The 21,005-nt window shown below is 66.7% G+C and carries 18 protein-coding genes; 11 read left to right on the forward strand and 7 right to left on the reverse strand.

Annotated elements, in window-relative coordinates; all coding sequences use genetic code 11:
• Positions 1–113: 113 nt before the first annotated feature.
• Both JHD77_RS22540 and JHD77_RS22545 read right to left on the reverse strand, forming a co-directional pair.
• Positions 114–476 (reverse strand): cupin domain-containing protein, encoded by a 363-nt coding sequence (locus JHD77_RS22540; protein WP_003096551.1) that lies wholly within the window; start codon positions 474–476, stop codon positions 114–116.
• Positions 477–541: 65 nt separating this feature from the next.
• Positions 542–1,876, reverse strand: coding sequence for an aspartate aminotransferase family protein (locus JHD77_RS22545; RefSeq protein WP_023090969.1), 1,335 nt, complete (start codon positions 1,874–1,876; stop codon positions 542–544).
• Positions 1,877–2,105: 229 nt separating this feature from the next.
• Between JHD77_RS22545 and JHD77_RS22550 the strand changes: the two genes are divergently transcribed.
• Both JHD77_RS22550 and JHD77_RS22555 read left to right on the forward strand, forming a co-directional pair.
• Complete coding sequence (locus JHD77_RS22550) at positions 2,106–3,599, forward strand: aldehyde dehydrogenase (RefSeq protein ID WP_003098285.1); 1,494 nt, start codon at positions 2,106–2,108, stop codon at positions 3,597–3,599.
• A 146-nt stretch (positions 3,600–3,745) separates the two neighbouring features.
• On the forward strand, positions 3,746–4,909 hold the full coding sequence (locus JHD77_RS22555; RefSeq protein ID WP_016562487.1) for an MFS transporter: 1,164 nt from the start codon (positions 3,746–3,748) through the stop codon (positions 4,907–4,909).
• A gap of 3 nt (positions 4,910–4,912) precedes the next feature.
• Here JHD77_RS22555 and JHD77_RS22560 read toward each other — a convergent pair whose 3' ends face one another.
• The 3 genes from JHD77_RS22560 to dadR form a co-directional block, all read right to left on the reverse strand.
• On the reverse strand, positions 4,913–6,502 hold the full coding sequence (locus tag JHD77_RS22560; RefSeq protein ID WP_004347289.1) for a phospholipase D family protein: 1,590 nt from the start codon (positions 6,500–6,502) through the stop codon (positions 4,913–4,915).
• 85 nt (positions 6,503–6,587) lie between these two features.
• Entirely contained in the window at positions 6,588–7,907 is a 1,320-nt protein-coding gene (locus JHD77_RS22565) for an NAD(P)/FAD-dependent oxidoreductase (protein ID WP_004364667.1), read from the reverse strand.
• A gap of 177 nt (positions 7,908–8,084) precedes the next feature.
• The gene (gene dadR / locus JHD77_RS22570; RefSeq protein WP_003096535.1) at positions 8,085–8,573 is read right to left on the reverse strand and encodes a transcriptional regulator DadR; all 489 of its coding nucleotides are present in this window, start codon (positions 8,571–8,573) and stop codon (positions 8,085–8,087) included.
• Positions 8,574–8,726: 153 nt separating this feature from the next.
• Between dadR and JHD77_RS22575 the strand changes: the two genes are divergently transcribed.
• The 9 genes from JHD77_RS22575 to JHD77_RS22615 all read left to right on the forward strand — a co-directional run bounded on the left by JHD77_RS22575 (position 8,727) and on the right by JHD77_RS22615 (position 18,410).
• Entirely contained in the window at positions 8,727–11,294 is a 2,568-nt protein-coding gene (locus JHD77_RS22575) for a YdbH domain-containing protein (protein WP_023085871.1), read from the forward strand.
• A 20-nt stretch (positions 11,295–11,314) separates the two neighbouring features.
• Positions 11,315–11,506: a YnbE family lipoprotein gene (locus JHD77_RS22580; RefSeq protein ID WP_003096523.1), complete on the forward strand. Its 192-nt coding sequence runs from the start codon at positions 11,315–11,317 to the stop codon at positions 11,504–11,506.
• Between the two features lie 12 nt (positions 11,507–11,518).
• A complete protein-coding gene (locus JHD77_RS22585) occupies positions 11,519–11,863 on the forward strand; it encodes a YdbL family protein (RefSeq protein WP_003098276.1) in 345 nt (114 codons plus the stop codon).
• A gap of 356 nt (positions 11,864–12,219) precedes the next feature.
• Positions 12,220–13,518: a D-amino acid dehydrogenase gene (gene dadA / locus JHD77_RS22590; protein WP_003098274.1), complete on the forward strand. Its 1,299-nt coding sequence runs from the start codon at positions 12,220–12,222 to the stop codon at positions 13,516–13,518.
• Positions 13,493–13,846: a RidA family protein gene (locus JHD77_RS22595; protein ID WP_003098273.1), complete on the forward strand. Its 354-nt coding sequence runs from the start codon at positions 13,493–13,495 to the stop codon at positions 13,844–13,846. The genes dadA and JHD77_RS22595 overlap by 26 nt, the downstream gene beginning before the upstream one ends.
• A 90-nt stretch (positions 13,847–13,936) precedes the next feature.
• Positions 13,937–15,010: an alanine racemase gene (alr, locus tag JHD77_RS22600; RefSeq protein WP_003096515.1), complete on the forward strand. Its 1,074-nt coding sequence runs from the start codon at positions 13,937–13,939 to the stop codon at positions 15,008–15,010.
• Between the two features lie 150 nt (positions 15,011–15,160).
• Positions 15,161–15,709, forward strand: a complete 549-nt coding sequence (locus JHD77_RS22605; RefSeq protein WP_003096513.1) for a cupin domain-containing protein — start codon at positions 15,161–15,163, stop codon at positions 15,707–15,709.
• Positions 15,710–15,912: 203 nt separating this feature from the next.
• Positions 15,913–16,341 (forward strand): c-type cytochrome, encoded by a 429-nt coding sequence (locus JHD77_RS22610; protein WP_003096511.1) that lies wholly within the window; start codon positions 15,913–15,915, stop codon positions 16,339–16,341.
• A gap of 209 nt (positions 16,342–16,550) precedes the next feature.
• The gene (locus tag JHD77_RS22615; protein WP_074231240.1) at positions 16,551–18,410 is read left to right on the forward strand and encodes an acetyl-CoA hydrolase/transferase C-terminal domain-containing protein; all 1,860 of its coding nucleotides are present in this window, start codon (positions 16,551–16,553) and stop codon (positions 18,408–18,410) included.
• Positions 18,411–18,417: 7 nt separating this feature from the next.
• Here the strand turns inward: JHD77_RS22615 and JHD77_RS22620 are convergent, their stop codons facing one another.
• The gene (locus JHD77_RS22620; protein ID WP_003096508.1) at positions 18,418–18,990 is read right to left on the reverse strand and encodes a xanthine phosphoribosyltransferase; all 573 of its coding nucleotides are present in this window, start codon (positions 18,988–18,990) and stop codon (positions 18,418–18,420) included.
• Positions 18,991–19,153: 163 nt separating this feature from the next.
• Complete coding sequence (locus JHD77_RS22625) at positions 19,154–20,872, reverse strand: thiamine pyrophosphate-dependent enzyme (RefSeq protein WP_003098265.1); 1,719 nt, start codon at positions 20,870–20,872, stop codon at positions 19,154–19,156.
• Between the last annotated feature and the right edge of the window lie 133 nt (positions 20,873–21,005).

Consider the following 21,005-nt stretch of genomic DNA (forward strand, 5'->3'; position numbering starts at 1 on the left):
AAGCCCGCCCCTGGCGGGCTTTTTCATTTCCGGCGTACGAACCCCGGGCCGCGCACAAAAAAGCCCGCCAGGTGGCGGGCAAGGGTAACAAGCATTCTGGATGAAGCCGGGGCTCAAGCCTTGGCTTCGAAGATCACATACACCTTGCGACAGGCTTCGAGCACTTCCCAGGTGCCCTGGAAGCCGGCAGGGATCACGAAGCGGTCGCCGGCGCGCACGGTCTTGGCGTTGCCGTGCCGGTCGCGCAGCACCGAGACGCCCTGGATGATCTCGCAGTACTCGTGTTCGGTGTAGTTCACCGTCCACTGGCCCACGGCGCCTTCCCAGATACCGGCGTTGAACTGCCCGCAGGGGCTGCCGTAGTGGTTGCGCACGCTCTGTTTCGGGTCGCCCTTGAGGATTTTCTCCGGCGCCGGGCTGTAGTGCTCCGGGGCGCTGTTGGCCTGGGCGAAGTCGACGATCTGTTCGATGTTCATGCTGACTCTCGGTTCTTGTGGTTCTGGCCAGTTGGGGGCAGGGCGGCGCCAGCCGCCCGCCTGGATCAGACGCTGGCGCGGATGGCCTGGGCCAGGCGCTCGACGATCTGGTCGATGTGGGGCTTGTCGATGATCAGCGGCGGCGACATGGCGATGATGTCGCCGGTCACCCGGACCATCAGGTCGTGCTCCCAGAAGCAGCGCTCGAAGACGTCGTAGCCGCGCTTGCCGGGGCCGTCCGCGTGCGGCGCCAGTTGCACGCCGCCGACCAGGCCGATGGCGCGGATGTCGACCACGTTGGGCAGGTCGCGCAGGCTGAACAGCGCGTCCTGCCAGTAGCCTTCCAGTTCGACGGCCCGCTGGAACAGGTCGTCGCGACGGTAGATGTCCAGGGTCGCCAGGGCGGCGGCGCAGGCTACCGGATGGCCGGAATAGGTATAGCCGTGGAAGAACTCGATGGCGCCCTGCGGGCCTTGCATGAAGGCAGCATGGATCTTCTCGTCGACGAATACGGCGCCCATCGGGATGCTGCCGTTGGTCAGCCCCTTGGCGCAGGTCAGCAGGTCCGGGACGACGCCCCAGCGCTGCGCGGCGAAGGCTTCGCCGACGCGGCCGAAACCGGTGATCACTTCGTCGAAGATCAGCAGGATGCCATGCTTGCGGGTTATCTCGCGCAGCCGCTGAAGGTAGCCCTTGGGCGGCAGCACCACGCCGGCCGAGCCGGACATCGGCTCGACGATCACCGCGGCGATATTCTCGGCGCCGTGCAGGGTCACCAGGCGTTCCAGCTCCTCGGCCTTTTCCACGCCATGCTCGGGCAGGCCGACGGTGAAGGCGTTGCGGGCGACGTCCAGGGTGTGCGGCAGGTGGTCGACCCCCGGCAGCAGGTTGGCGGAGAAGGCCTTGCGGTTGTTGACCATACCGCCTACCGACAGGCCGCCGAAGCCGACCCCGTGGTAGCCCAGTTCGCGGCCGATCAGGCGGGTGCGGGTGCCCTGGCCGATGGCGCGCTGGTAGGCAAGGGCGATCTTCAGCGCGGTGTCCGCCGATTCCGAGCCGGAGTTGGTGAAGAACACTTTGTTCAGGCCCGGCGGGGCGATTTCCGCCAGCCGCGCGGCGAGTTCGAACGGCAGCGGGTGACCCATCTGGAACGGCGGGGCGTAGTCGAGGGTGGCGATCTGCCGGGCCACCGCTTCGCTGATCTCGCGCCGGCCGTGGCCGGCATTGCAGCACCAGAGGCCGGCGGTGCCGTCGAGGATGCGGCGCCCGCCCTGGGCGATATAGTGGATGCCTTCGGCGCTTTCCAGCAGGCGCGGCCGCGCCTTGAACTGGCGGTTGGCGGTGAAGGGCATCCAGAAGTTGTCGAGGCTGCTCGACTGCGGCTCGTTATTCATTGTCATAGGGCCACCCAGGTTGCACGCGAGGGATGAAGACGCTAGTCCGGGCGAGTCTATGTTTAAAATAATGAACGTGACAAGGGAGTTAGAGGGGTTCCTGTCAAATATATTGAAAACAGGCGCTGCTCTGGTTTAGGGTGGCGGACACCACGGGCCGCGCGCCCGCCTTGCAGAATCTGACAGCGCGCCTGTCTCCCAGGCGCCCAGAACACCAATAAGAGGACACGTTGTCATGACCACCCTGACCCGCGCCGACTGGGAAGCCCGCGCCAAAGACCTGAAGATCGAAGGCCGTGCCTTCGTCAACGGCGAATACAGCAACGCCGCCTCCGGCGAGACCTTCGATTGCCTGAGCCCGGTGGATGGCCGCTTCCTGGCCAAGGTCGCCAGTTGCGACCTGGCCGATGCCGAGCAGGCGGTCAAGGTCGCCCGCAATGCCTTCGATTCCGGCGCCTGGTCGCGCCTGGCGCCGGCCAAGCGCAAGCAGACGATGATCCGCTTCGCCGATCTGCTGCTGGAGAACGCCGAGGAGCTGGCCCTGCTGGAAACCCTGGACATGGGCAAGCCGATCAGCGACTCGCTGCACATCGACGTCGCCAGCGCCGCCAACAGCCTGCGCTGGAGCGCCGAGGCGATCGACAAGATCTATGACGAAGTCGCCGCCACTCCCCATGCCGAGCTGGGCCTGGTGACCCGTGAGCCGGTCGGCGTGGTCGCCGCCATCGTGCCGTGGAACTTCCCGCTGCTGATGTCCTGCTGGAAACTCGGTCCGGCCCTGGCCACCGGCAACTCGGTGATCCTCAAGCCCTCCGAGAAGTCGCCGCTGACCGCCATCCGCATCGCCCAGCTGGCCGTCGAGGCCGGCATTCCGAAAGGCGTGTTCAACGTGCTGCCGGGCTATGGCCACACGGTAGGCAAGGCGCTGGCATTGCACATGGATGTCGACACCCTGGTGTTCACCGGTTCGACCAAGATCGCCAAGCAACTGATGGTCTATGCCGGCGAGTCGAACATGAAGCGCGTCTGGCTGGAGGCCGGCGGCAAGAGCCCGAACATCGTCTTCGCCGACGCCCCGGACCTGAAGGCCGCCGCCGAAGCCGCCGCCGGCGCCATCGCCTTCAACCAGGGCGAAGTCTGCACCGCCGGTTCGCGCCTGCTGGTGGAGCGCTCCATCAAGGACAAGTTCCTGCCCCTGGTGATCGAGGCCCTCAAGGGCTGGAAGCCGGGCAACCCGCTGGATCCGGAAACCAACGTCGGCGCGCTGGTGGACACCCAGCAGATGAACACCGTGCTGTCCTACATCGAGGCCGGTCACAACGACGGCGCCAAGCTGGTCGCCGGCGGCAAGCGGACCCTGGAAGAAACCGGTGGCACCTACGTCGAGCCGACCATCTTCGACGGCGTGACCAATGCGATGAAGATCGCCCGCGAGGAAATCTTCGGCCCGGTGCTCTCGGTGATCGAGTTCGAGGATGCCGAGGAAGCCGTGCGCATCGCCAACGACACGCCCTATGGGCTGGCGGCGGCGGTCTGGACCAGCAACCTGTCCAAGGCGCACCTGACTGCCAAGGCCCTGCGCGCCGGCAGCGTCTGGGTCAACCAGTACGACGGCGGCGACATGACCGCTCCGTTCGGCGGCTTCAAGCAGTCGGGCAACGGTCGCGACAAGTCGCTGCACGCCTTCGACAAGTACACCGAGCTGAAGGCGACCTGGATCAAGCTCTGATCGCCTAGGTCGGCCCTTCCGGGCCGGCTCTCTCGAGCCACACCCGCGGCCGGGTTTCCTTCTGGAAGCCCGGCCGCTGTGCTTCGTGCGCCGGATATATCCGCTCGCCCCGGCAAGGCTTCCGGGGTGCCAACGGGAGAATCGCAATGCGTTGGGGAAGCTATTTCGCCGTCTGTTCCGCAGTCATCAGCATCGGCCTCGCCCTTGGCCTGACCATGCCGCTGGTCTCGTTGCGCCTGGAGAGCTGGGGCTACGGCAGTTTCGCCATCGGCGTGATGGCCAGCACGCCGGCAGTGGGCGTGCTGCTCGGCGCGATGATCGCCGGGCGCCTCGCCGCGCGCGTCGGCACGCCGCGGCTGATGCAGTTGTGCCTGCTCACCGGGGCAGCCTCCGTCGGCCTGCTGGCGCTGCTGCAGAGCTACCCGGTATGGCTGTTGCTGCGCCTGCTGATCGGCGTGCAGCTCACCGTGGTGTTCATCCTCGGGGAAAGCTGGATCAACCAGTTGGCGGTGGAGAAGTGGCGTGGCCGGCTGGTCGCGCTGTACGGCACCGGCTACGCCCTCAGCCAACTGTCCGGGCCGGTACTGCTGACCTTCATCGGTACCGCCGACGACCGTGGCTTCTGGTTCGGCGTCTGCCTGCTGATTGCTGGCTCGTTGCTGCTGCTGGGCCGCGGCGGTGCGCCCAGGGTCGATCCGCACAGTGCCTCCGGGCGCGGTTTGTGGGCCTTCTGCCGGGGCCTGCCGGCGATCGCCTGGGCGGTGGTGTTGTTCGCTGCCTTCGAGGCGATGATCCTCACCCTGCTGCCGGTATACGGGTTGCGCCAGGGCTTTCCGCAAGCGGTGGCGCTGGCCATGGTCAGTACCGTGGTGGTGGGCGATGCATTGTTGCAGCTGCCGATCGGCTGGCTCGCCGACCGGGTCTCGCGCAGCGGCCTGTTCGGCGGCTGCGGCCTGGTGCTGCTGCTGAGCAGCCTGGCGATTCCCCTGCTGCTGCAGACGCCGTTGATCTGGCCGCTGCTGGTGCTGTTCGGGGCCAGCGCCGGCGGGTTGTTCACCCTGGCGCTGATCCTGATCGGCGAGCGCTACCGAGACGATGCCCTGGTCCGGGCCAATGCCCATGTCGCGCAGCTATGGGGCATCGGCTGCCTGCTCGGCCCGCTGGCCACCGGCGCCGCCAGCCAGTGGATCAGCGGTCACGCCCTGCCGTTGATGATGGCGCTCGGCGCGGCGGGCTTCGTGGTGCTGGTGCGGCTGCGCGGGGCGATTCCGGCGGACGAGGAGGCGACCGGCCTGGAAGCCTCCGAGTGACCCTCAGAGCATCTTTTCCAGTCCGATCATTCCCGCGACCCAGGCGTTCAGGCGTCGCCACAGGCTACCCGGCTCGTGGCGCAGGACCTGGGGCCGGCCGTCGCGCTCATCGATCCAGACCAGCTTCGGCCGGCTACCGCTGCGGTCGATGCGCACCTGGTAGCTGACGCTCGGCGCCATGCCCTCCAGCGCCAGTTGGCGGACCTGCTCGGCCAGCAGCGGACTGTCGACGATGACCCCGACTTCGGTGTTCCACAGGATCGAGCGCGGATCGAAGTTGAACGAACCGATGAATACCTTGCGCCGGTCGAAGACCATCGCCTTGCTGTGCAGGCTGGCGCTGCTCGATCCGTGCAGGCGCCAGGGCGCGCCGCTCAGCGGCTGGTCGGGATTGGCGCGCAGCTCGTAGAGCTTAACGCCATGCTCAAGCAGCGCCATCCGATAGGGCGCGTAGCCGGCATGCACGGCGGGCACGTCGGTGGCTTCCAGGGAGTTGGTCAGCAGGCGCACGCGGACGCCGCTGTCGGCCTTGCCGGTGAGGTAGTTGAGACCGTCCTTGGCCGGAACGAAATACGCCGAGACCAGGATCAGTTCCTTCTGCACGCCCTTGAACAGGCCCGCCAGGTGCGGACTGAGCAATAGGTGCGGGTCGGGCTCGCCGCGGCTCAATACCTTCAGCGGCGCATCCCAGATCGCCTCGGCGCGGGCCCAGGTGAGATTCTCCAGCCAGTTGCCCAGGCGTGGCTGGTCGCCGCGGTCGAACAGGTGGCGGATGTAGCCGGACTCCTTCACCGACTCCTTGCGCAGGTAGCGCTGCAACTTGCGTCGGGCCGACTCCAGTTCGCCGGGATAGGGCGCGCGCCAGAGGAAATCCTCGATCGGCCGGCTGATGGCGCTGTTCCAGTACTGGTCGAAGCTGTGCGAGAGCTGGTTGGCGATGGGGCCGACGCCGAGCAGGTCGAGGTCGGTGAAGTTCATCTCCGGCTTGGCGTTGAAATACTCGTCGCCGAGGTTGCGTCCGCCGACGATGGCCGCCGTGCCGTCGGCCAGCCACAGCTTGTTGTGCATGCGCCGGTGTTGCTGGGACAGGTTGAACAGGCGGCCGACGCCTCGCGTGATGCCGGTGGCGCGGCCCAGGTGCAACGGGTTGAACAGGCGCACCTGGATGTTCGGATGGGCGGAGAGCACACCGATCTCGTAGTCCCAGCCATCGCTGGCGGTGTCGTCGATGAGGATGCGTACCCGCACGCCACGGTCGGCTGCCTTGAGCAACTCGTAGGCGAGGGCGCGCGTGGTCAGTCCGTCGTGGACGATGTAGTACTGGATGTCGAGGCTGCGCTGGGCTGCGCGAATCAGCGCCGCGCGGGCGACGAAGGCATCCTCGCTGGCGCCCAGGAGGTGGAAGCCGGACTGGCCGGGGTGGTCGCGTCCCTGGATTTCGGCCTGCCTGGCCAGCCAGGTACCCTCGGCGGGCAGTGCCGACGACGGTTGCGGCGGAGGAGTGCTGGCGCAGCCGGAGAGGGCCAGGAGGGCCAGCAGGAGGAATCGGCGAAGCAAGGATATCTCCCGTGGAAACTCGAACGACCGGCTCATCCCGGTCGTGCGAATTCTAGGAGTTTTCCTCGGAAGAGCGATGCCCCGCCTGATTTTTTCAGAATCCACCGAGCCTCGGATGGGCTCAGCTACCGAGTTTTTCCTTCAGCCGGTACCAGGCCATGCCCAGCGCCAGCAGTGGCGAGCGCAGCAGCTTGCCGCCGGGGAAGGTGATGTGCGGCACCTTGGCGAACAGGTCGAAGCCGTCGCTCTGCTGGCCGCCGATGGCTTCGGCGAGCAACTGCCCGGCGAGGTGCGTGGCGTTCACCCCGTGTCCGGAATAGGCCTGGGCGAAGTACACGTTGGGCTGCCCCGGCAGGCGGCCGATCTGTGGCAGGCGATTGGCGCCGATGCCGATCATGCCGCCCCATTGGTAGTCGATGCGGACGTTCGCCAGTTGCGGGAATACCTCCAGCATCTTCGGCCGCATGTAGGCGGCGATGTCGCTGGGGTCGCGGCCGGAATAATGGCAGGCGCCACCGAACAGCAGGCGGTTGTCGGCGGAGAGCCGGTAGTAGTCGAGGGCCACGCGCTGGTCGCACACCGCCATGTTCTGCGGCAGCAGTTGGCGGGCCAGTTTCTCGTCCAGCGGTTCGGTGGCGATCACGTAGCTGCCGGCCGGCAGTACCTTGCCGCCGAGCAGCGGGTTGAGGTCGTTCATGTAGGCGTTGCAGCCCAGCACCAGGGTCTTCGCCCGCACCTTGCCGGCGGCGGTATGCACCTGGACTTCCGTGCCGTAGTCGATCCGCGTCACCGGCGAGCGCTCGAACAGGCGGACGCCCAGCGACTGGGCAGCGGCGGCTTCGCCGAGGACCAGGTTGAGCGGGTGCAGGTGGCCGGAGCCCATGTCCACCAGGCCGCCGACGTAGCGATCGGAGCCGACCACGCTGCGCATCTCCGCGGCCGGCACCAGGCGCATCTCGTGGCGATAGCCGAGGGCCTGGAGTTCCTCCATGTCCTCGCGGAAGCCCTGGTAGTCGCCGGGCTTGTTCGCCAGGTCGCAGTAGCCCCAGCGCAGATCGCAGTCGATGGCGTACTGCTCGACCCGGCGACGGACGATCTCCACCGCCTCCAGGCCCATCAGCTTGAGTGCCTTCACGCCGTCGGCGCCGATCACCGGGAGGAACTGCTCGACGTCATGGCCGACGCCGCGGATCAACTGGCCGCCATTGCGTCCACTGGCGCCCCAGCCGATCCGGTGCGCTTCCAGCAGGACCACGGAGAAGCCGCGCTGGGCCAGTTCCAACGCCGTGTTCACTCCCGAGAAGCCGCCGCCGACGACGCACACGTCGGCCTGTTCTTCGCCGGCCAGGGGAGGGCACTCGATGCGTCGGTTGAGCGTGGCGGCGTAGTAGGAGGGGGCGTGTTGGGCGGTATGCACCGGCTGGTGAACGCGGGCGTTCATGTGTGAAATCCTGATTATTATGTGTGGAAAATTTGACGGAGCATAAACGTCAGTCGAGGCGCTCGCCAAGGGCGAAAAAGGAAAAAACTGCGAGGTGTTGCGGGGATCGTGTACAGAAAAGACGGTGTTTCCCGTCTATGCCGGGAGTCCTGGCGGACTCCCGGAGCGCGTCATGGGTCAATCCGGAACCGGTAGGTCGAGCGATTCCTTGACCTCTTCCATGACGATATAGCTCTTCGACTCGCGTACGTGCGGCAGTTTCAGCAGGATGTCGCCGAGCAGCTTGCGGTAGGACGCCATTTCCGAGATGCGAGCCTTCACCAGGTAGTCGAAGTGGCCGGACACCAGGTGGCATTCCAGCACATGGGGCAGCTTGAGCACCGCCCGGCGAAACTCTTCGAAGGTATCGCCGGACTTGTAGTCCAGGCTGATCTCGACGAACACCAGCAGGCTGGCCTTCAGATGCTGCGGATTGAGCCGGGCGTGATAGCCCATGATCAGGCCTTCGCGCTCCAGGCGGCGCACGCGTTCGGTGCAGGGTGTGGTCGAGAGGCCGACGCGTTCGCCCAGCTCGGTGAAGGAAATGCGACCTTCCTCCTGCAGGATGCGGAGGATGTTGCGGTCGATCTTGTCCAGCTCGCGCTTGCTCTGATGCTGGGTACGCATGGATGGAGGCTCCCCGTCTGGCTCGGAAAATCCGGAAATTTTCCGCCAATATAACGTCGAAAGCAGGGAAAAACACTGGCCAGGGAAAACGCCTTGATCTTGCACGAGGGCCCCGCCACCCTTGGCCGGGTCGGCAACGGACAGAGGTAGGACATGCGTTTGCGCAGAAGGACGACGTTGCTGCTGGTATTTGCAGTGCTGTTGCTGCTGGCGTTCGGCTACGGCTGGCATGCCTGGCGCAGCCTGTTGCGCGAGCAGGGTGTCGAGCGCCTGGAGTGGCAAGGCCTGGGCCTGTCCGCCGAAGGCATCGGGCTGCGACGGCTGGCGCTGGAGCGGCGCGGCGCGGATGGCGCCAGCTTGCGACTGGACGTGGAACACGCGCTGCTGCGCTGGCCCGGGCTGTCGGGTTGGCGTCCGCGTCTACCCGGCTTGCGCGTGGAGCAAGTGGCGCTCGCCTGGCAACCGGCTGCCGCGAGTTCCGACGACGACTCCGCTGCGCTGGACTGGACGTCCCTGCGCGAGACCCTCGCCTGGCTGCCGGAACAGATCCACCTCGAACGCTTCCATCTCGACCTGCCTTGTCCCGCCGGCCGCTGCGAGCAGGACGGCGGGCTGGACATCGGCCGCCCGTCGGGAGCGCTGTTTCCGCTGGCTGCGCAACTGCGCCTGCAACAGGAGGCGCAGCAGGCCCAGCTCGACGCCCAGCTCTTCGAGGAGCCTACCGGTTGGCGCCTGCGGACGCGCGCGCAACTCGACCGGCAGGCGCTGCTGACGCTGGACAGCCAGCTCGCGCCGTCCGATGGCGACGGCCTCTGGCAGGGGCGCCTGGAGGCGCCCGGCCTGCCGGACACCCGTGGCCTGGTGGTCTGGCTCAATCGCTGGTTGCCGGAAGCCCAGCGCCTGCCCGACGCACCGCAAGCCCTGCGTCTGCAAGCGGACTGGACGATCCGCCTGGCGCCTGGCAGCGACTGGCTGGAGCCGCGCCGGGTGCTCGACGGCGGTGGCTCGGCGGCGCTGCTGGTGCAGGCTCCGCAAGCCTGGCCGCTGCCCGGTCTGGGTAATGTACAGGGCGAACTGCAAGTCCAACTGGATGGAGACGAGGGCGCCTGGTTGCCACGCCAGCTGCGCAGCGACTTGCGCCTGAGCCAGTTGCACGGCGAGTGGTTGCAGGCGCTGCCGGCCGAGTTGCGGCCGAGCGCGCTGGGCTTGCGCAGCGAGCCGCTGGAGCGCGATGCCGATAGCGTCACCGCGTTGCGCCTGGCGTTCACCAGCGAGGGCGCGAGTACGCTGAAGCTGGAGACGCGGCTCGACCTGCTGGGCATCTCGCCGTGGGCCGCCAGGCTGGTGGAGGGTCGCTTGCAGGTGGACGCGCCGCGCCTGCAATACCTGGGCTGGAAAGCCGAGCGACTGGTCGCGGAGATTCCCCTGGAGGGCCGGCTGGACGGGCAGCGCGCCAACCTCTCCTTCGGCAGGGGCGCGCGGTTGCAGGCGGCGTCCCTGGCCGAGCCGTCGACGCTGCACCTTGGCCAGCCCCGCCTCGACCTCGCCGGGGCCGCTCTCGAACTGGCCTACCAGCCGCTGGCGCTGCATTTCGCCGGGCCGCTGCAGGCGCAGGTCGGACAACTCCGCCAGGCCAACCTCAAACCGTTGGCCTGGACCTTCGAGGGGCCGCTCGACACCACCCTCGAGCGCACCAGCCTGAAGGGACGGCTGAGCAACGGCGCGGGGTTGGCGGCGGACATCCAGCTGCAGCGCGACGCGAAGACGCCCCTGGCGCTCTCCGCCAGGCTGGCCGAGGTGTTCTTCCGTACCGGCAATCCGCTGGCCGCGACCCTCGCCGACTGGCCGGGGCTGCTCGAACTGGGCAATGGGCGAGCGACCGCCGCGGCCGGCTGGAAGCTCGATGCGGCGGGCGCCTCGTCCCTCGACCTGGACCTGACCCTGAAAGGCCTCGACGGTATCTACGACCGCAGCGAGCTGAAGGGGCTGGGCGGCAGCCTGGCCTTGCGCCTGCGTGGCGGTCAGTTGAGCCTGGACAGCCCCGGCCTGAGCCTGGCCGAGGCCAATCCCGGCCTGCCGCTGGGGCCGGTGAGTTTCCGCGGGCGCTATGAGGCCCCGCTTTCCGCGCCGGGCAGCGGCCGTTTGAGCTGGCAGACGTTGCAGAGCGGCCTGTTCGGCGGGCAGGCCTCGGTCCCCGCGGGGAGCATCCGCCTGGGTCAGGCTGAGCAGAAGTTCGCCTTGCGTATCCAGGGCATACAACTCGGCGAGATTTTCCGGGTCTATCCGGCGGAGGGCCTGGCCGGCGAAGGCGCCCTGGACGGCGAGCTGCCGCTGATGCTGAACCGCTGGAAGCCCAGCGTCTCCGGCGGCCAGGTCAAGGCCCGCGAGCCCGGCTACCTGCGCTTCCGCTCGGCGAAGATCGAGGCGCTGGGGCGCAGCAACCCGGGGATGAAGCTGGTCGCCGATGCCCTCGACGATTTCCACTACGACGTCCTGCAAAGCAGCGTCGATTATCATGAGAACGGCAAGCTGTTGCTCGGCCTGCGCTTGCAGGGCAGCAACCCGGACCTGGAGAAGGGGCGCCCGGTCAACCTCAACGTCAATCTGGAGGAGGATATCCCGGCACTGCTGACCAGCCTGCAACTGAGCGACCGGGTCAGCGAAACCATTCGCCAACGTGTGCAGGAGCGCATGCAGAAACGCAAGGCTTCGGCGCCATGAGCCATACAGGAGAACCCCCGATGCGCCTCTGCGCTCTATTCGCTGTCCTGCTGCTGGGCAGCCTGACGATGGCCTGCACGCCCACCGTGCAGCTGGCGGCTCCCAGCGAGCCGATCAACATCAATCTCAACGTGAAAATCGAGCACGAGATCTACATCAAGGTCGACAAGGCTCTGGACGGCATCATCAACGAGAACAGCGGCCTGTTCTAAAGGAGCGGATCCATGACAACCCGTAGCAAACTCGGTATCGCCCTGCTGGCCCTCGGCATCAGCCTTTCCGCCATGGCGATGGACCTCGGCCAGGCCATGTCGGCCCTTGGCGGCGCCAAGGCCCAGGGCCTGGTCGGCGAGCAGGCGGACGGCTACCTTGGCGTGGTCAGCAACAGCGGCCAGGCGGCGGACATCGCCGCGCAGATCAATGCCGCGCGGCGTGCCGAATACCAGAAGGTGGCCAACAGCAGCGGCGCTTCGCTGGCCGACGTGGAGGCCATGGCCGGCAAGAAGGCGATGGAGAGAACCCCTGCCGGGCAGTACGTCCAGGTCGGCGGCAAGTGGGTGAAGAAATAGCGCGAAGGCTCCGCGAGCGCTCTGGGACGCTGCTCCGGTCGCAAGGGCCGGGCAGTGTCCGCGGAATTTTTCCTGTCGCGAGCGGTTCCTTCAGGGACTCCTGCCGTTTTCCATGGCTTCTGCGACAGGCTTTCCCGAAAAAGCGACTCCCGGCCTGAGTTCGATCATTTAAATATGCGGTATTTTTCCAGTTTTATGGTGGATGCGCCTCGGTAAAACCCCTAATTGTCCGGTTTTTTACCTGAGTAACCGCCTAAAATTGGTGATTATTTCTGCCTGCCTCTTCCTATACTGCGCGCATCTACACGCTCAAAATAACAAACGTCCGCGGTTCCTCCGCGACGTGGGAGGCGACAATGCGAGTTCTGGTCCTTGGCAGCGGTGTCATCGGTACCGCCAGTGCGTATTACCTGGCCCGTGCCGGGTTCGAGGTGGTGGTGGTCGATCGTCAGGACGGTCCCGCGCTGGAAACCAGCTTCGCCAACGCCGGCCAGGTGTCTCCCGGCTACGCTTCGCCCTGGGCAGCCCCGGGCATTCCCCTGAAGGCCATGAAGTGGCTGCTGGAAAAGCACGCGCCGCTGGCCATCAAGCTCACCTCCGATCCCAGCCAGTACGCCTGGATGCTGCAGATGCTGCGCAACTGCACCGCCGAGCGCTACGCCGTGAACAAGGAGCGCATGGTCCGCCTGTCCGAGTACAGCCGCGATTGCCTCGACGAACTGCGCGCCGAGACCGGCATCGCCTACGAGGGCCGCACCCTCGGCACCACCCAACTGTTCCGCACCCAGGCGCAGCTGGACGCCGCCGGCAAGGACATCGCCGTGCTCGAGCGCTCCGGCGTGCCCTACGAGGTTCTCGACCGCGATGGCATCGCCCGCGTAGAGCCGGCCTTGGCCAAGGTCGCCGACAAGCTGGTCGGCGCCTTGCGCCTGCCCAACGACCAGACCGGCGACTGCCAGCTGTTCACCACCCGCCTGGCGGAAATGGCCAAGGGCCTGGGCGTGGAGTTCCGCTTCGGCCAGAACATCGAGCGCCTGGACTTCGCCGGCGACCGCATCAACGGCGTGCTGGTCAACGGCGAATTGCTCACCGCCGACCACTACGTGCTGGCCCTGGGCAGCTACTCGCCGCAACTGCTCAAGCCGCTGGGTATCAAGGCTCCGGTCTATCCGCTGAAGGGTTATTCGCTGACCGTGCCGATCACCAACCCGGAGATGGCGCCGACCTCGACCATCCTCGACGAGACCTACAAGGTGGCGATCACCCGCTTCGACCAGCGCATCCGCGTCGGCGGCATGGCGGAAATCGCCGGCTTCGACCTGTCGCTGAACCCGCGCCGCCGCGAGACCCTGGAAATGATCACCACCGACCTCTATCCCGAGGGCGGCGATATCAGCCAGGCGACCTTCTGGACCGGCCTGCGCCCGGCGACCCCGGATGGCACCCCGATCGTCGGCGCCACCCGCTACCGCAACCTGTTCCTCAATACCGGCCACGGCACCCTGGGTTGGACCATGGCCTGCGGGTCGGGTCGCTACCTGGCCGACCTGATGGCGAAGAAGCGCCCGCAGATCAGTACCGAAGGCCTGGATATTTCCCGCTACAGCAATTCCCCGGAGAACGCCAAGAATGCCCATCCAGCGCCAGCACACTAACGAGCGTATGAGCCAGATCGTCGTCCACAACGGCACCGTCTACCTGGCGGGCCAGGTGGGCGAGGACATGTCCGCGGGCGTCGAGCAGCAGACCCGCGAGACCCTGGCGGCCATCGAGCGTCTGCTGGAAGAGGCCGGCACCGACAAGACTCGGATCCTCTCGGTGACCATCTACCTGAAGGACATCGACGCCGACTTCGAAGGCATGAACCGCGTCTGGGACCAGTGGCTGCCGCGCGGCGTCGCGCCGGCGCGCGCCACCGTCGAAGCCAAGCTCTGCGAGCCGGAGATCCTGGTAGAGATGTCGGTGGTCGCTGCGCTGCCCTGAGTTTTGTCTGGCCCGGCCGGAGAGCCGGGCTTTTTTTCGCCTGATGAAAGGTGCGCGATGCCGCACCTCGCTGAAGAGAGACCCGTCGCCATGCGCCCCGCCCGTGCCCTGATCGACCTGCAAGCCCTTCGTCACAACTATCGGCTGGCCCGCGAGGCCACCGGCGCCCGTGCGCTCGCGGTGATCAAGGCGGACGCATACGGCCACGGCGCGGTGCGCTGTGCCGAAGCGCTGGCGGCCGAGGCCGATGGCTTCGCCGTGGCCTGCATCGAGGAGGGCCTGGAGCTGCGCGAGGCCGGTATCCGCCAGCCGATCCTGCTGCTGGAGGGCTTCTTCGAGGCGTCCGAGCTGGAGCTGATCGTCGCCCACGACTTCTGGTGCGTGGTGCATTGCGCCTGGCAATTGGAGGCGATCGAACGCGCCAGCCTGGCCCGCCCGCTGAACGTCTGGCTGAAGATGGATTCGGGCATGCACCGCGTCGGCTTCTTCCCCGAGGACTTCCGCGCCGCCCACGAGCGCCTGCGGGCCAGCGGCAAGGTGGCGAAGATCGTGATGATGAGTCACTTCTCCCGCGCCGACGAACTGGATTGCCCGCGCACCGAGGAACAGCTCGCCGCCTTCGCGGCCGCTAGCCAGGGCCTGGAAGGCGAGATCAGCCTGCGCAATTCGCCAGCCGTGCTCGGCTGGCCGAAGGTGCCCAGCGATTGGGTACGTCCGGGCATCCTGCTCTACGGAGCCACGCCGTTCGAGCGCGCACATCCGCTGGCCGACCGCTTGCGCCCGGTGATGACCCTGGAATCGAAGGTGATCAGCGTCCGCGACCTGCCGGCCGGCGAACCGGTCGGCTACGGCGCGCGCTACAGCACCGAGCGTAGCCAGCGCATCGGCGTGGTCGCCATGGGCTACGCCGATGGCTATCCGCGCCACGCCGCCGACGGCACCCTTGTGTTCATCGACGGCAAGCCGGGGCGCCTGGTTGGCCGGGTATCGATGGACATGCTCACCGTCGACCTTACCGACCATCCCCAGGCCGGGCTGGGCAGCCGGGTCGAACTATGGGGCCCGAACGTGCCGGTCGGCGCCCTGGCGGCGCAGTTCGGCAGCATTCCCTACCAGCTGCTGTGCAACCTGAAAAGGGTGCCGCGCGTCTATTCCGGGGCTTGAGAAAAACTTTCCGAATTCTTTGCGCAGGCATGTCGACCGATCTGTTGTAAATACTGAACAGTGTTGCCATGATACGGCCGACTTGGGGTCGCCAGCCGTGTGCGGCCTCGTTTTGCCTTGCCTGCCAGAAGAATAAGGAGGACTCCACCCTTGGACGTCGGTGCTCGTCTGCAAACCATCCGAAAGCTCAAAGGTCTTTCCCAGCGCGAACTCGCCAAACGGGCGGGTGTCACCAACAGCACTATCTCGATGATCGAGAAAAACAGCGTGAGCCCTTCCATCAGTTCGCTGAAGAAGGTGCTGGGCGGTATCCCCATGTCCCTGGTGGAGTTCTTCTCCCTGGACCTGGAGCAGGACAGCCATACCCAGGTTGTCTACAAGGCAGACGAACTGATCGACATTTCCAGCGGCGCGGTGTCCATGCGCCTGGTGGGCAAGGCGCACCCGAGCCGGGCGATCGCCTTCCTCGACGAAACCTACCCGCCGGGCTCCGACACCGGCGAGGAAATGCTCAACCACGAAGGCGAGGAGGCCGGCGTGCTGGTCGACGGGCGCCTGGAACTGACCGTCGGCAGCGAGACCTATGTGCTCGAGCGCGGCGACAGCTACTATTTCGAGAGCAACAAGCCGCACCGTTTTCGCAATCCCTACGATGTGCCGGCACGCTTGATCAGCGCCACCACGCCCGCAAATTTCTGACCTGAAGCACAAGACCCCGCCGGGCCCGAAGGGCGCCGGCCGACAAGGGGCATGCGGGGCTGCGACCTAATGCCGCAAGGCTTTGCGAGGGTGTGCAATTGTTTCTGCCGGGCTTTCTTTGCCGTTATACTTGCGCCCGCCCGCGCGGCCCGCAGTGATCGGTATCGTGCCCGGGTGTGATAAGCCACGATGAGGGTGTAAGGGTGAACCTGATTAAAAAAATGCTGGCGGCCCAAGCTGCCGTGTTGGCCCTGTGGGCTGTAAGCGCTCAGGCTACGACCACTGACGATGCGATCGCCAAGCGCCTCGAGCCGGTAGGCAAGGTCTGCGTACAAGGCAAGGAATGCGAAGGCGTCGGCGCCGTCGCGGCAGCCGCCGGTGGCGGCGGTGCGCGTTCCGGCGAAGACATCGTCGGCAAGACCTGCAACACCTGCCACGGCACCGGCCTGCTGGGCGCGCCGAAGGTTGGCGACAAGGCCGAGTGGGGCAAGCGCGCCAAGGAGCAAGGCGGCCTCGATGGCCTGCTGGCCAAGGCGATTTCCGGTATCAACGCCATGCCGCCGAAAGGCACCTGCGCCGATTGCTCGGACGACGAGCTGAAAGCCGCGATCAAGCATATGTCCGGTCTGTAACAACGCCGGGACAGTGTCGCGAAAAGCCGCCTCCTGGCGGCTTTTTCGTATCCGCGGTGCGGGTTTTTCCCGCTGGCGGATCGTCCCGCCGGCAAACAGGGTCCAAACTTCCGGCTACCCATTCGCCGGAGGGCATCGTCTTGAGCCGAACCTGTTCCATTGACGCCGCAGTCGATCACTTGCTGCAGACCATCGAGGGCCCGATTCGCATGGGCCTGCCCCTCGGGCTGGGCAAGCCCAACCGACTGGTCAATGCGTTGTACCAGCGCCTGCGGACCCTGCCGGAGCGCCAGCTGACGCTGTATACCGCGCTTTCCCTGGGGCGTCCCGCCGCTGGCGGCGACCTGCAACGGCGTTTCCTCGAGCCTTTCGCCGAACGGGTCTTCGCCGACTACCCGGAGCTGGATTACCTGCACGCCCTGCGCCGCGACGAACTGCCAGCGAACATCCGTGTCGAGGAGTTCTACCTGCAGCCCGGCAGCCTGCTGGACAGCGCGCCGGCGCAGCAGCACTACATCAGTTGCAACTACAGCCACGTCGCCCGCGACATCAATGCCAAGGGCGTCAACGCGGTGGCCCAGCTGGTGGCGCGGCATCCCGAGCGGCCGGGCAAGCTGAGCCTGGCCTGCAACCCGGATATCACCCTGGACCTCCTGCCGATGCTGGAGAAGCGTCGCGCCGCTGGCGAGACCATCGTCGCCATCGGCGTGGTCCACGATGACCTGCCCTACCTGCCGGGCGACGCCGAGGTCGAGGAGTCGGTATTCGACCTGCTGATCGACGCGCCGGCGGAAAGCAGCCGGCTGTTCTCCACGCCGAACATGCCGGTCAACCTGCAGGATCACTGTATCGGTCTCCACGCCAGCGCGCTGGTGCGCGACGGCGGCACCCTGCAGATCGGCATCGGCTCGATGGGCGACGCGCTGACCGCCGCCCTGCTGCTGCGCCAGCGCGACAACGCCACCTACCGAGCGTTGATCGACGAGCTGGGTGTGCGTGCGCGCTGGGCCGAGACGATCGAGCGCGACGGTGGCCTGGAGCCGTTCCGCCGGGGGCTTTACGGTTGCAGCGAGATGTTCGTGCCGGGTCTGCTGGCGCTGGCCGAGGCCGGCGTGCTGAGCCGCCGGGTCTACCCCGACGAAGCGCGGCAGCGTGCCGCCGAGCGCGGTGAGGCGCCGGTGGAGGGCGGGGTGTGGCTGCACGGCGGCTTTTTCCTCGGTCCGTTGGCGTTCTACCGGCGCCTGCGCGAGATGTCGCTGGAAGAGCGCGCCGGGATCGGCATGACCGGCATCGGCTTCGTCAACAACCTGTACCGCCAGGAAGAGCTGAAGCGTCTGCAGCGGCGCGACGCGCGCTTCATCAACAGCGCCTTCACCGTGACCCTGCTCGGCGCCGGGGTCGCCGACCAGTTGGAGGACGGCCGGGTGCTCAGTGGCGTCGGCGGGCAGTACAACTTCGTCGCCCAGGCTCACGAGCTGGAGGGCGCACGTTCGATCCTGATGCTGCGTAGCTGGCGCGAATCCGGCGGGGAGGTCAGTTCGAACATCGTCTGGCAGTACGCCCACACCACCATTCCCCGGCACTTGCGTGACATGGTGGTGACCGAGTACGGGATCGCCGACCTGCGCGGCAAGAATGACGCGGAAGTGATCGCCGCGCTGCTGGCCATCGCCGACTCACGCTTCCAGCAGGCGCTGGCCGAGCAGGCCCAGTCGGCCGGCAAGCTGCCGAAGGATTTCGTCCTGCCCGAACGCTATCGCAACAATATCCCGGAGCGCCTGCAGGCCTTGCACCAGGCCCACGCAGCGGCGCTGCCGGAGTTTCCCCTGGGCAGCGATTTCGACGAGGTCGAGCAGGACCTGCTGCGGGCGCTGGGTTGGCTCAAGCGCAAGCTGAAGCTGAGCGAGATCCTCGAACTGGGCAAGGCGACCCTGGATGCGCCGGAGCCAGAAGCCTACCCGGCGCATCTGCGGCGCATGGACCTGGACGATCCGCAGGGGCTTCGCGAGGAACTCTACCAGCGCTTGCTGCTGGCCGGCCTGCGAGCCAGCCAGGAAGAGCGGGGCTGAGTGGCGCTCAGTCGAGGAACTCGACCTGACCGCCGGCCAGCGATTTCACCCGGGCCAGGGACTCGACCCGGTAGCCTTCGCTTTCCAGCAGGGCGCGGCCATCCTGGAAGGATTTCTCGATGACGATGCCGAGCCCGGCGATGCTCGCGCCGGCCTGGCCGATCAGGTCGATCAGCGCCTTGGCGGCATGGCCGTTGGCGAGGAAGTCGTCGATCACCAGCACGTGGTCGTGGGCGTTCAGGTGCTTGGCCGAGATGGCGATGGTGCTCTCGGTCTGCTTGGTGAAGGAGAACACCTTGGAGATGTACAGGTTGTCCTTCAGGGTCAGCGACTGGTACTTGCGGGCGAAGATCACCGGGACGCCCAGCTCCAGGCCGGCCATGACCGCCGGGGCGATGCCGGAAGCCTCGATGGTGACGATCTTGGTGATGCCCTGGTCGCGGAAGCGCATGGCGAACGCGTGACCGACCTGCTGCATCAGCTGCGGGTCGATCTGGTGGTTGAGAAAGGCGTCGACCTTGAGTACGTGCTCGGAAAGGACGATGCCTTCCGAGCGGATTTTGTCTTTGAGAATGTCCACGGGTGGCTTCCTGCGAAGCGGCTGTCGCTGATGAAGCGCGGCATTGTACCGCCAGCCGGCGCCGCGCGCGACGTTCTCTCGGACGAGCGAACATGATCGAGCGGTCAGGAATCCGCGCCTGCCCGGCGCGGCCCCGTGGCAGGCGGGCCGCGCCGCTGCCGGCTCATTTCAGCAGGTTGTTCACCAGTAGCGTCTCGACGTCCTTGAAGCGCCCGCTGAGCACGGCCTTGGCGGCGTAGAGCGCGGTGTCGGCGACCTGGCCGAACTCGATCTTCGGCGGCATCACCAGCTCCGCAGGGTTGGTATGCACGTCCAGCAGCGCCGGACCGGGCTGGGCGAGGAACTCCTGCACCGCCGCCTCGAGCTCCTCGGAGCGCGTCACCTTGCGTCCGTGGAAGCCGATCACTTCGGCGAGACGGGCGAAGTCCGGGTTGAGCAGGTCGGTGTAGTTGTCCAGCAGGCCCTCGACCTTCTGTTCCAGCTCGACGAAGTTCAGCGAGGCATTGTTCAGCACCACTACCTTGATCGGCAGTTTTTCCTGGATGGCCGTCAGCAGGTCGCCGAGCAGCATGGCCAGGCCGCCGTCGCCGGAGATCGAGATCACCTGGCGCTCGGGGTAGGCCTTCTTCAGCCCCAGCGCCTGGGGCATGGCGTTGGCCATGGTGCCGTGGACCAGGCTGGTGAGGGTGCGGCGCTTGCCGTTGCTGTGGATGTGACGCAACAGCCAGACCATCGCCGAGCCGCCGTCGGCGGTGAACAGGGCGTCCTCGCTGGCGTGCTGGTCGAGCAGGCTGACCAGGTGCTGCGGATGGATCAGCTCGCCCTTGCCGGCTTGCTCCTCTTTTTCCAGCGTCCGCAGCGAGCGCTCGCGGTGCTCCAGGCATTCGTCGAGGAAGCTGCGCTCCTCGCGGGCTTCGAGCAACGGCAAGAGCGCCTCGAGGGTGGGGATCACGTCGCCGACCACGCCGAGATCGATGGGGTGGCGGCGGCCCAGGTGACTGCCATCGCGGTCGACCTGGATCAGGGTGGCCTTCTGCGGATAGAACTGCGCCCAGGCGAAGTCGGCGCCGAGCAGCAGGAGGGTGTCGCACTCGGTCATCATGTGGAAGCCGGACTCGATCCCGAGCATACCGGTCATGCCCATGTTGAAGGGGTTGTCGTACTCGACGAAGTCCTTGGCCCGCGACGTGTGCGCGATGGGCGCCTTGAGGCGGTCGGCGAGGGCCACCAGCAGGTCGTGGGCGCCCTGGCAGCCGGAGCCGGCGTAGATGCCGATCTTCTTGCCGTGGGCCAGCAGGCGGGCGACGTCCTGCAGTTCGGCGTCGCTGGGGCGCAGCACCGGTTGCGGGAAATGCACCGAGAACGGCAGGTCGTCCTTCACCGTGGCCTGGCTGATGTCGGCCGGCAGGATCACCACCGCCACGCCGCGCCGGTTGAGCGCCGCCTGGCAGGCCAGGGCCACCACCCGGCGCGCCTGTTCCGGGCTGTGCACCTGCTCGCAGAACACCGAGCAGCTGGCGTAGACCGCCTTGAAGTCGACCTCCTGGGGAAACTCCATGCCCAGTTGCGGGGTAACGATCTGGCTGGCGATCAGGACCATCGGCGCGCGGTTGCGCTGGGCCTCGTAGACGCCGTTGATGAAGTGCAGGCTGCCCGGTCCGCAGGAGCCGGCGCAGGCGGTCAGGCGTCCGCTGATGTAGGACTCGGCGCCCGCGGCGAAGGCCGCCGCTTCTTCGTGGCGCACGTGGACCCACTGGATCTGGCTGCGATGGATGGCGTCGGTGACATGGTTGAGGGTGTCGCCGACGATGCCATAGCAATGGCGGACGCCGGCGGCTTCCAGGGTTTCCACGACGATCTCGGCGACTTTCTTGCTCGACATGAAGCTGTCCTCGAATGGAATTCGTTAGCTAGCTAATTTTGGTCGCGCGTGGAGCGGCAAAAGTTCCTCGCCCGAGGCTAGGCATCGGGCAAGACACTTTTGTGAAAATCGAGACAGTCGAGGCGCGGCGGGC

The sequence above is a fragment of the Pseudomonas sp. P20 genome (genome assembly GCF_016463925.1).
GTDB classification, from domain to species: Bacteria; Pseudomonadota; Gammaproteobacteria; order Pseudomonadales; family Pseudomonadaceae; genus Pseudomonas; species Pseudomonas aeruginosa.

Coding starts and splice junctions, on each gene's coding strand:
- JHD77_RS22540 (WP_003096551.1), bottom strand. CDS start 476: ATGAACATCGAACAGATCGTCGACTTCGCCCAGGCCAACAGCGCCCCG.
- JHD77_RS22545 (WP_023090969.1), bottom strand. CDS start 1,876: ATGACAATGAATAACGAGCCGCAGTCGAGCAGCCTCGACAACTTCTGG.
- JHD77_RS22550 (WP_003098285.1), top strand. CDS start 2,106: ATGACCACCCTGACCCGCGCCGACTGGGAAGCCCGCGCCAAAGACCTG.
- JHD77_RS22555 (WP_016562487.1), top strand. CDS start 3,746: ATGCGTTGGGGAAGCTATTTCGCCGTCTGTTCCGCAGTCATCAGCATC.
- JHD77_RS22560 (WP_004347289.1), bottom strand. CDS start 6,502: ATGAGCCGGTCGTTCGAGTTTCCACGGGAGATATCCTTGCTTCGCCGA.
- JHD77_RS22565 (WP_004364667.1), bottom strand. CDS start 7,907: ATGAACGCCCGCGTTCACCAGCCGGTGCATACCGCCCAACACGCCCCC.
- dadR (WP_003096535.1), bottom strand. CDS start 8,573: ATGCGTACCCAGCATCAGAGCAAGCGCGAGCTGGACAAGATCGACCGC.
- JHD77_RS22575 (WP_023085871.1), top strand. CDS start 8,727: ATGCGTTTGCGCAGAAGGACGACGTTGCTGCTGGTATTTGCAGTGCTG.
- JHD77_RS22580 (WP_003096523.1), top strand. CDS start 11,315: ATGCGCCTCTGCGCTCTATTCGCTGTCCTGCTGCTGGGCAGCCTGACG.
- JHD77_RS22585 (WP_003098276.1), top strand. CDS start 11,519: ATGACAACCCGTAGCAAACTCGGTATCGCCCTGCTGGCCCTCGGCATC.
- dadA (WP_003098274.1), top strand. CDS start 12,220: ATGCGAGTTCTGGTCCTTGGCAGCGGTGTCATCGGTACCGCCAGTGCG.
- JHD77_RS22595 (WP_003098273.1), top strand. CDS start 13,493: ATGCCCATCCAGCGCCAGCACACTAACGAGCGTATGAGCCAGATCGTC.
- alr (WP_003096515.1), top strand. CDS start 13,937: ATGCGCCCCGCCCGTGCCCTGATCGACCTGCAAGCCCTTCGTCACAAC.
- JHD77_RS22615 (WP_074231240.1), top strand. CDS start 16,551: ATGGGCCTGCCCCTCGGGCTGGGCAAGCCCAACCGACTGGTCAATGCG.
- JHD77_RS22625 (WP_003098265.1), bottom strand. CDS start 20,872: ATGTCGAGCAAGAAAGTCGCCGAGATCGTCGTGGAAACCCTGGAAGCC.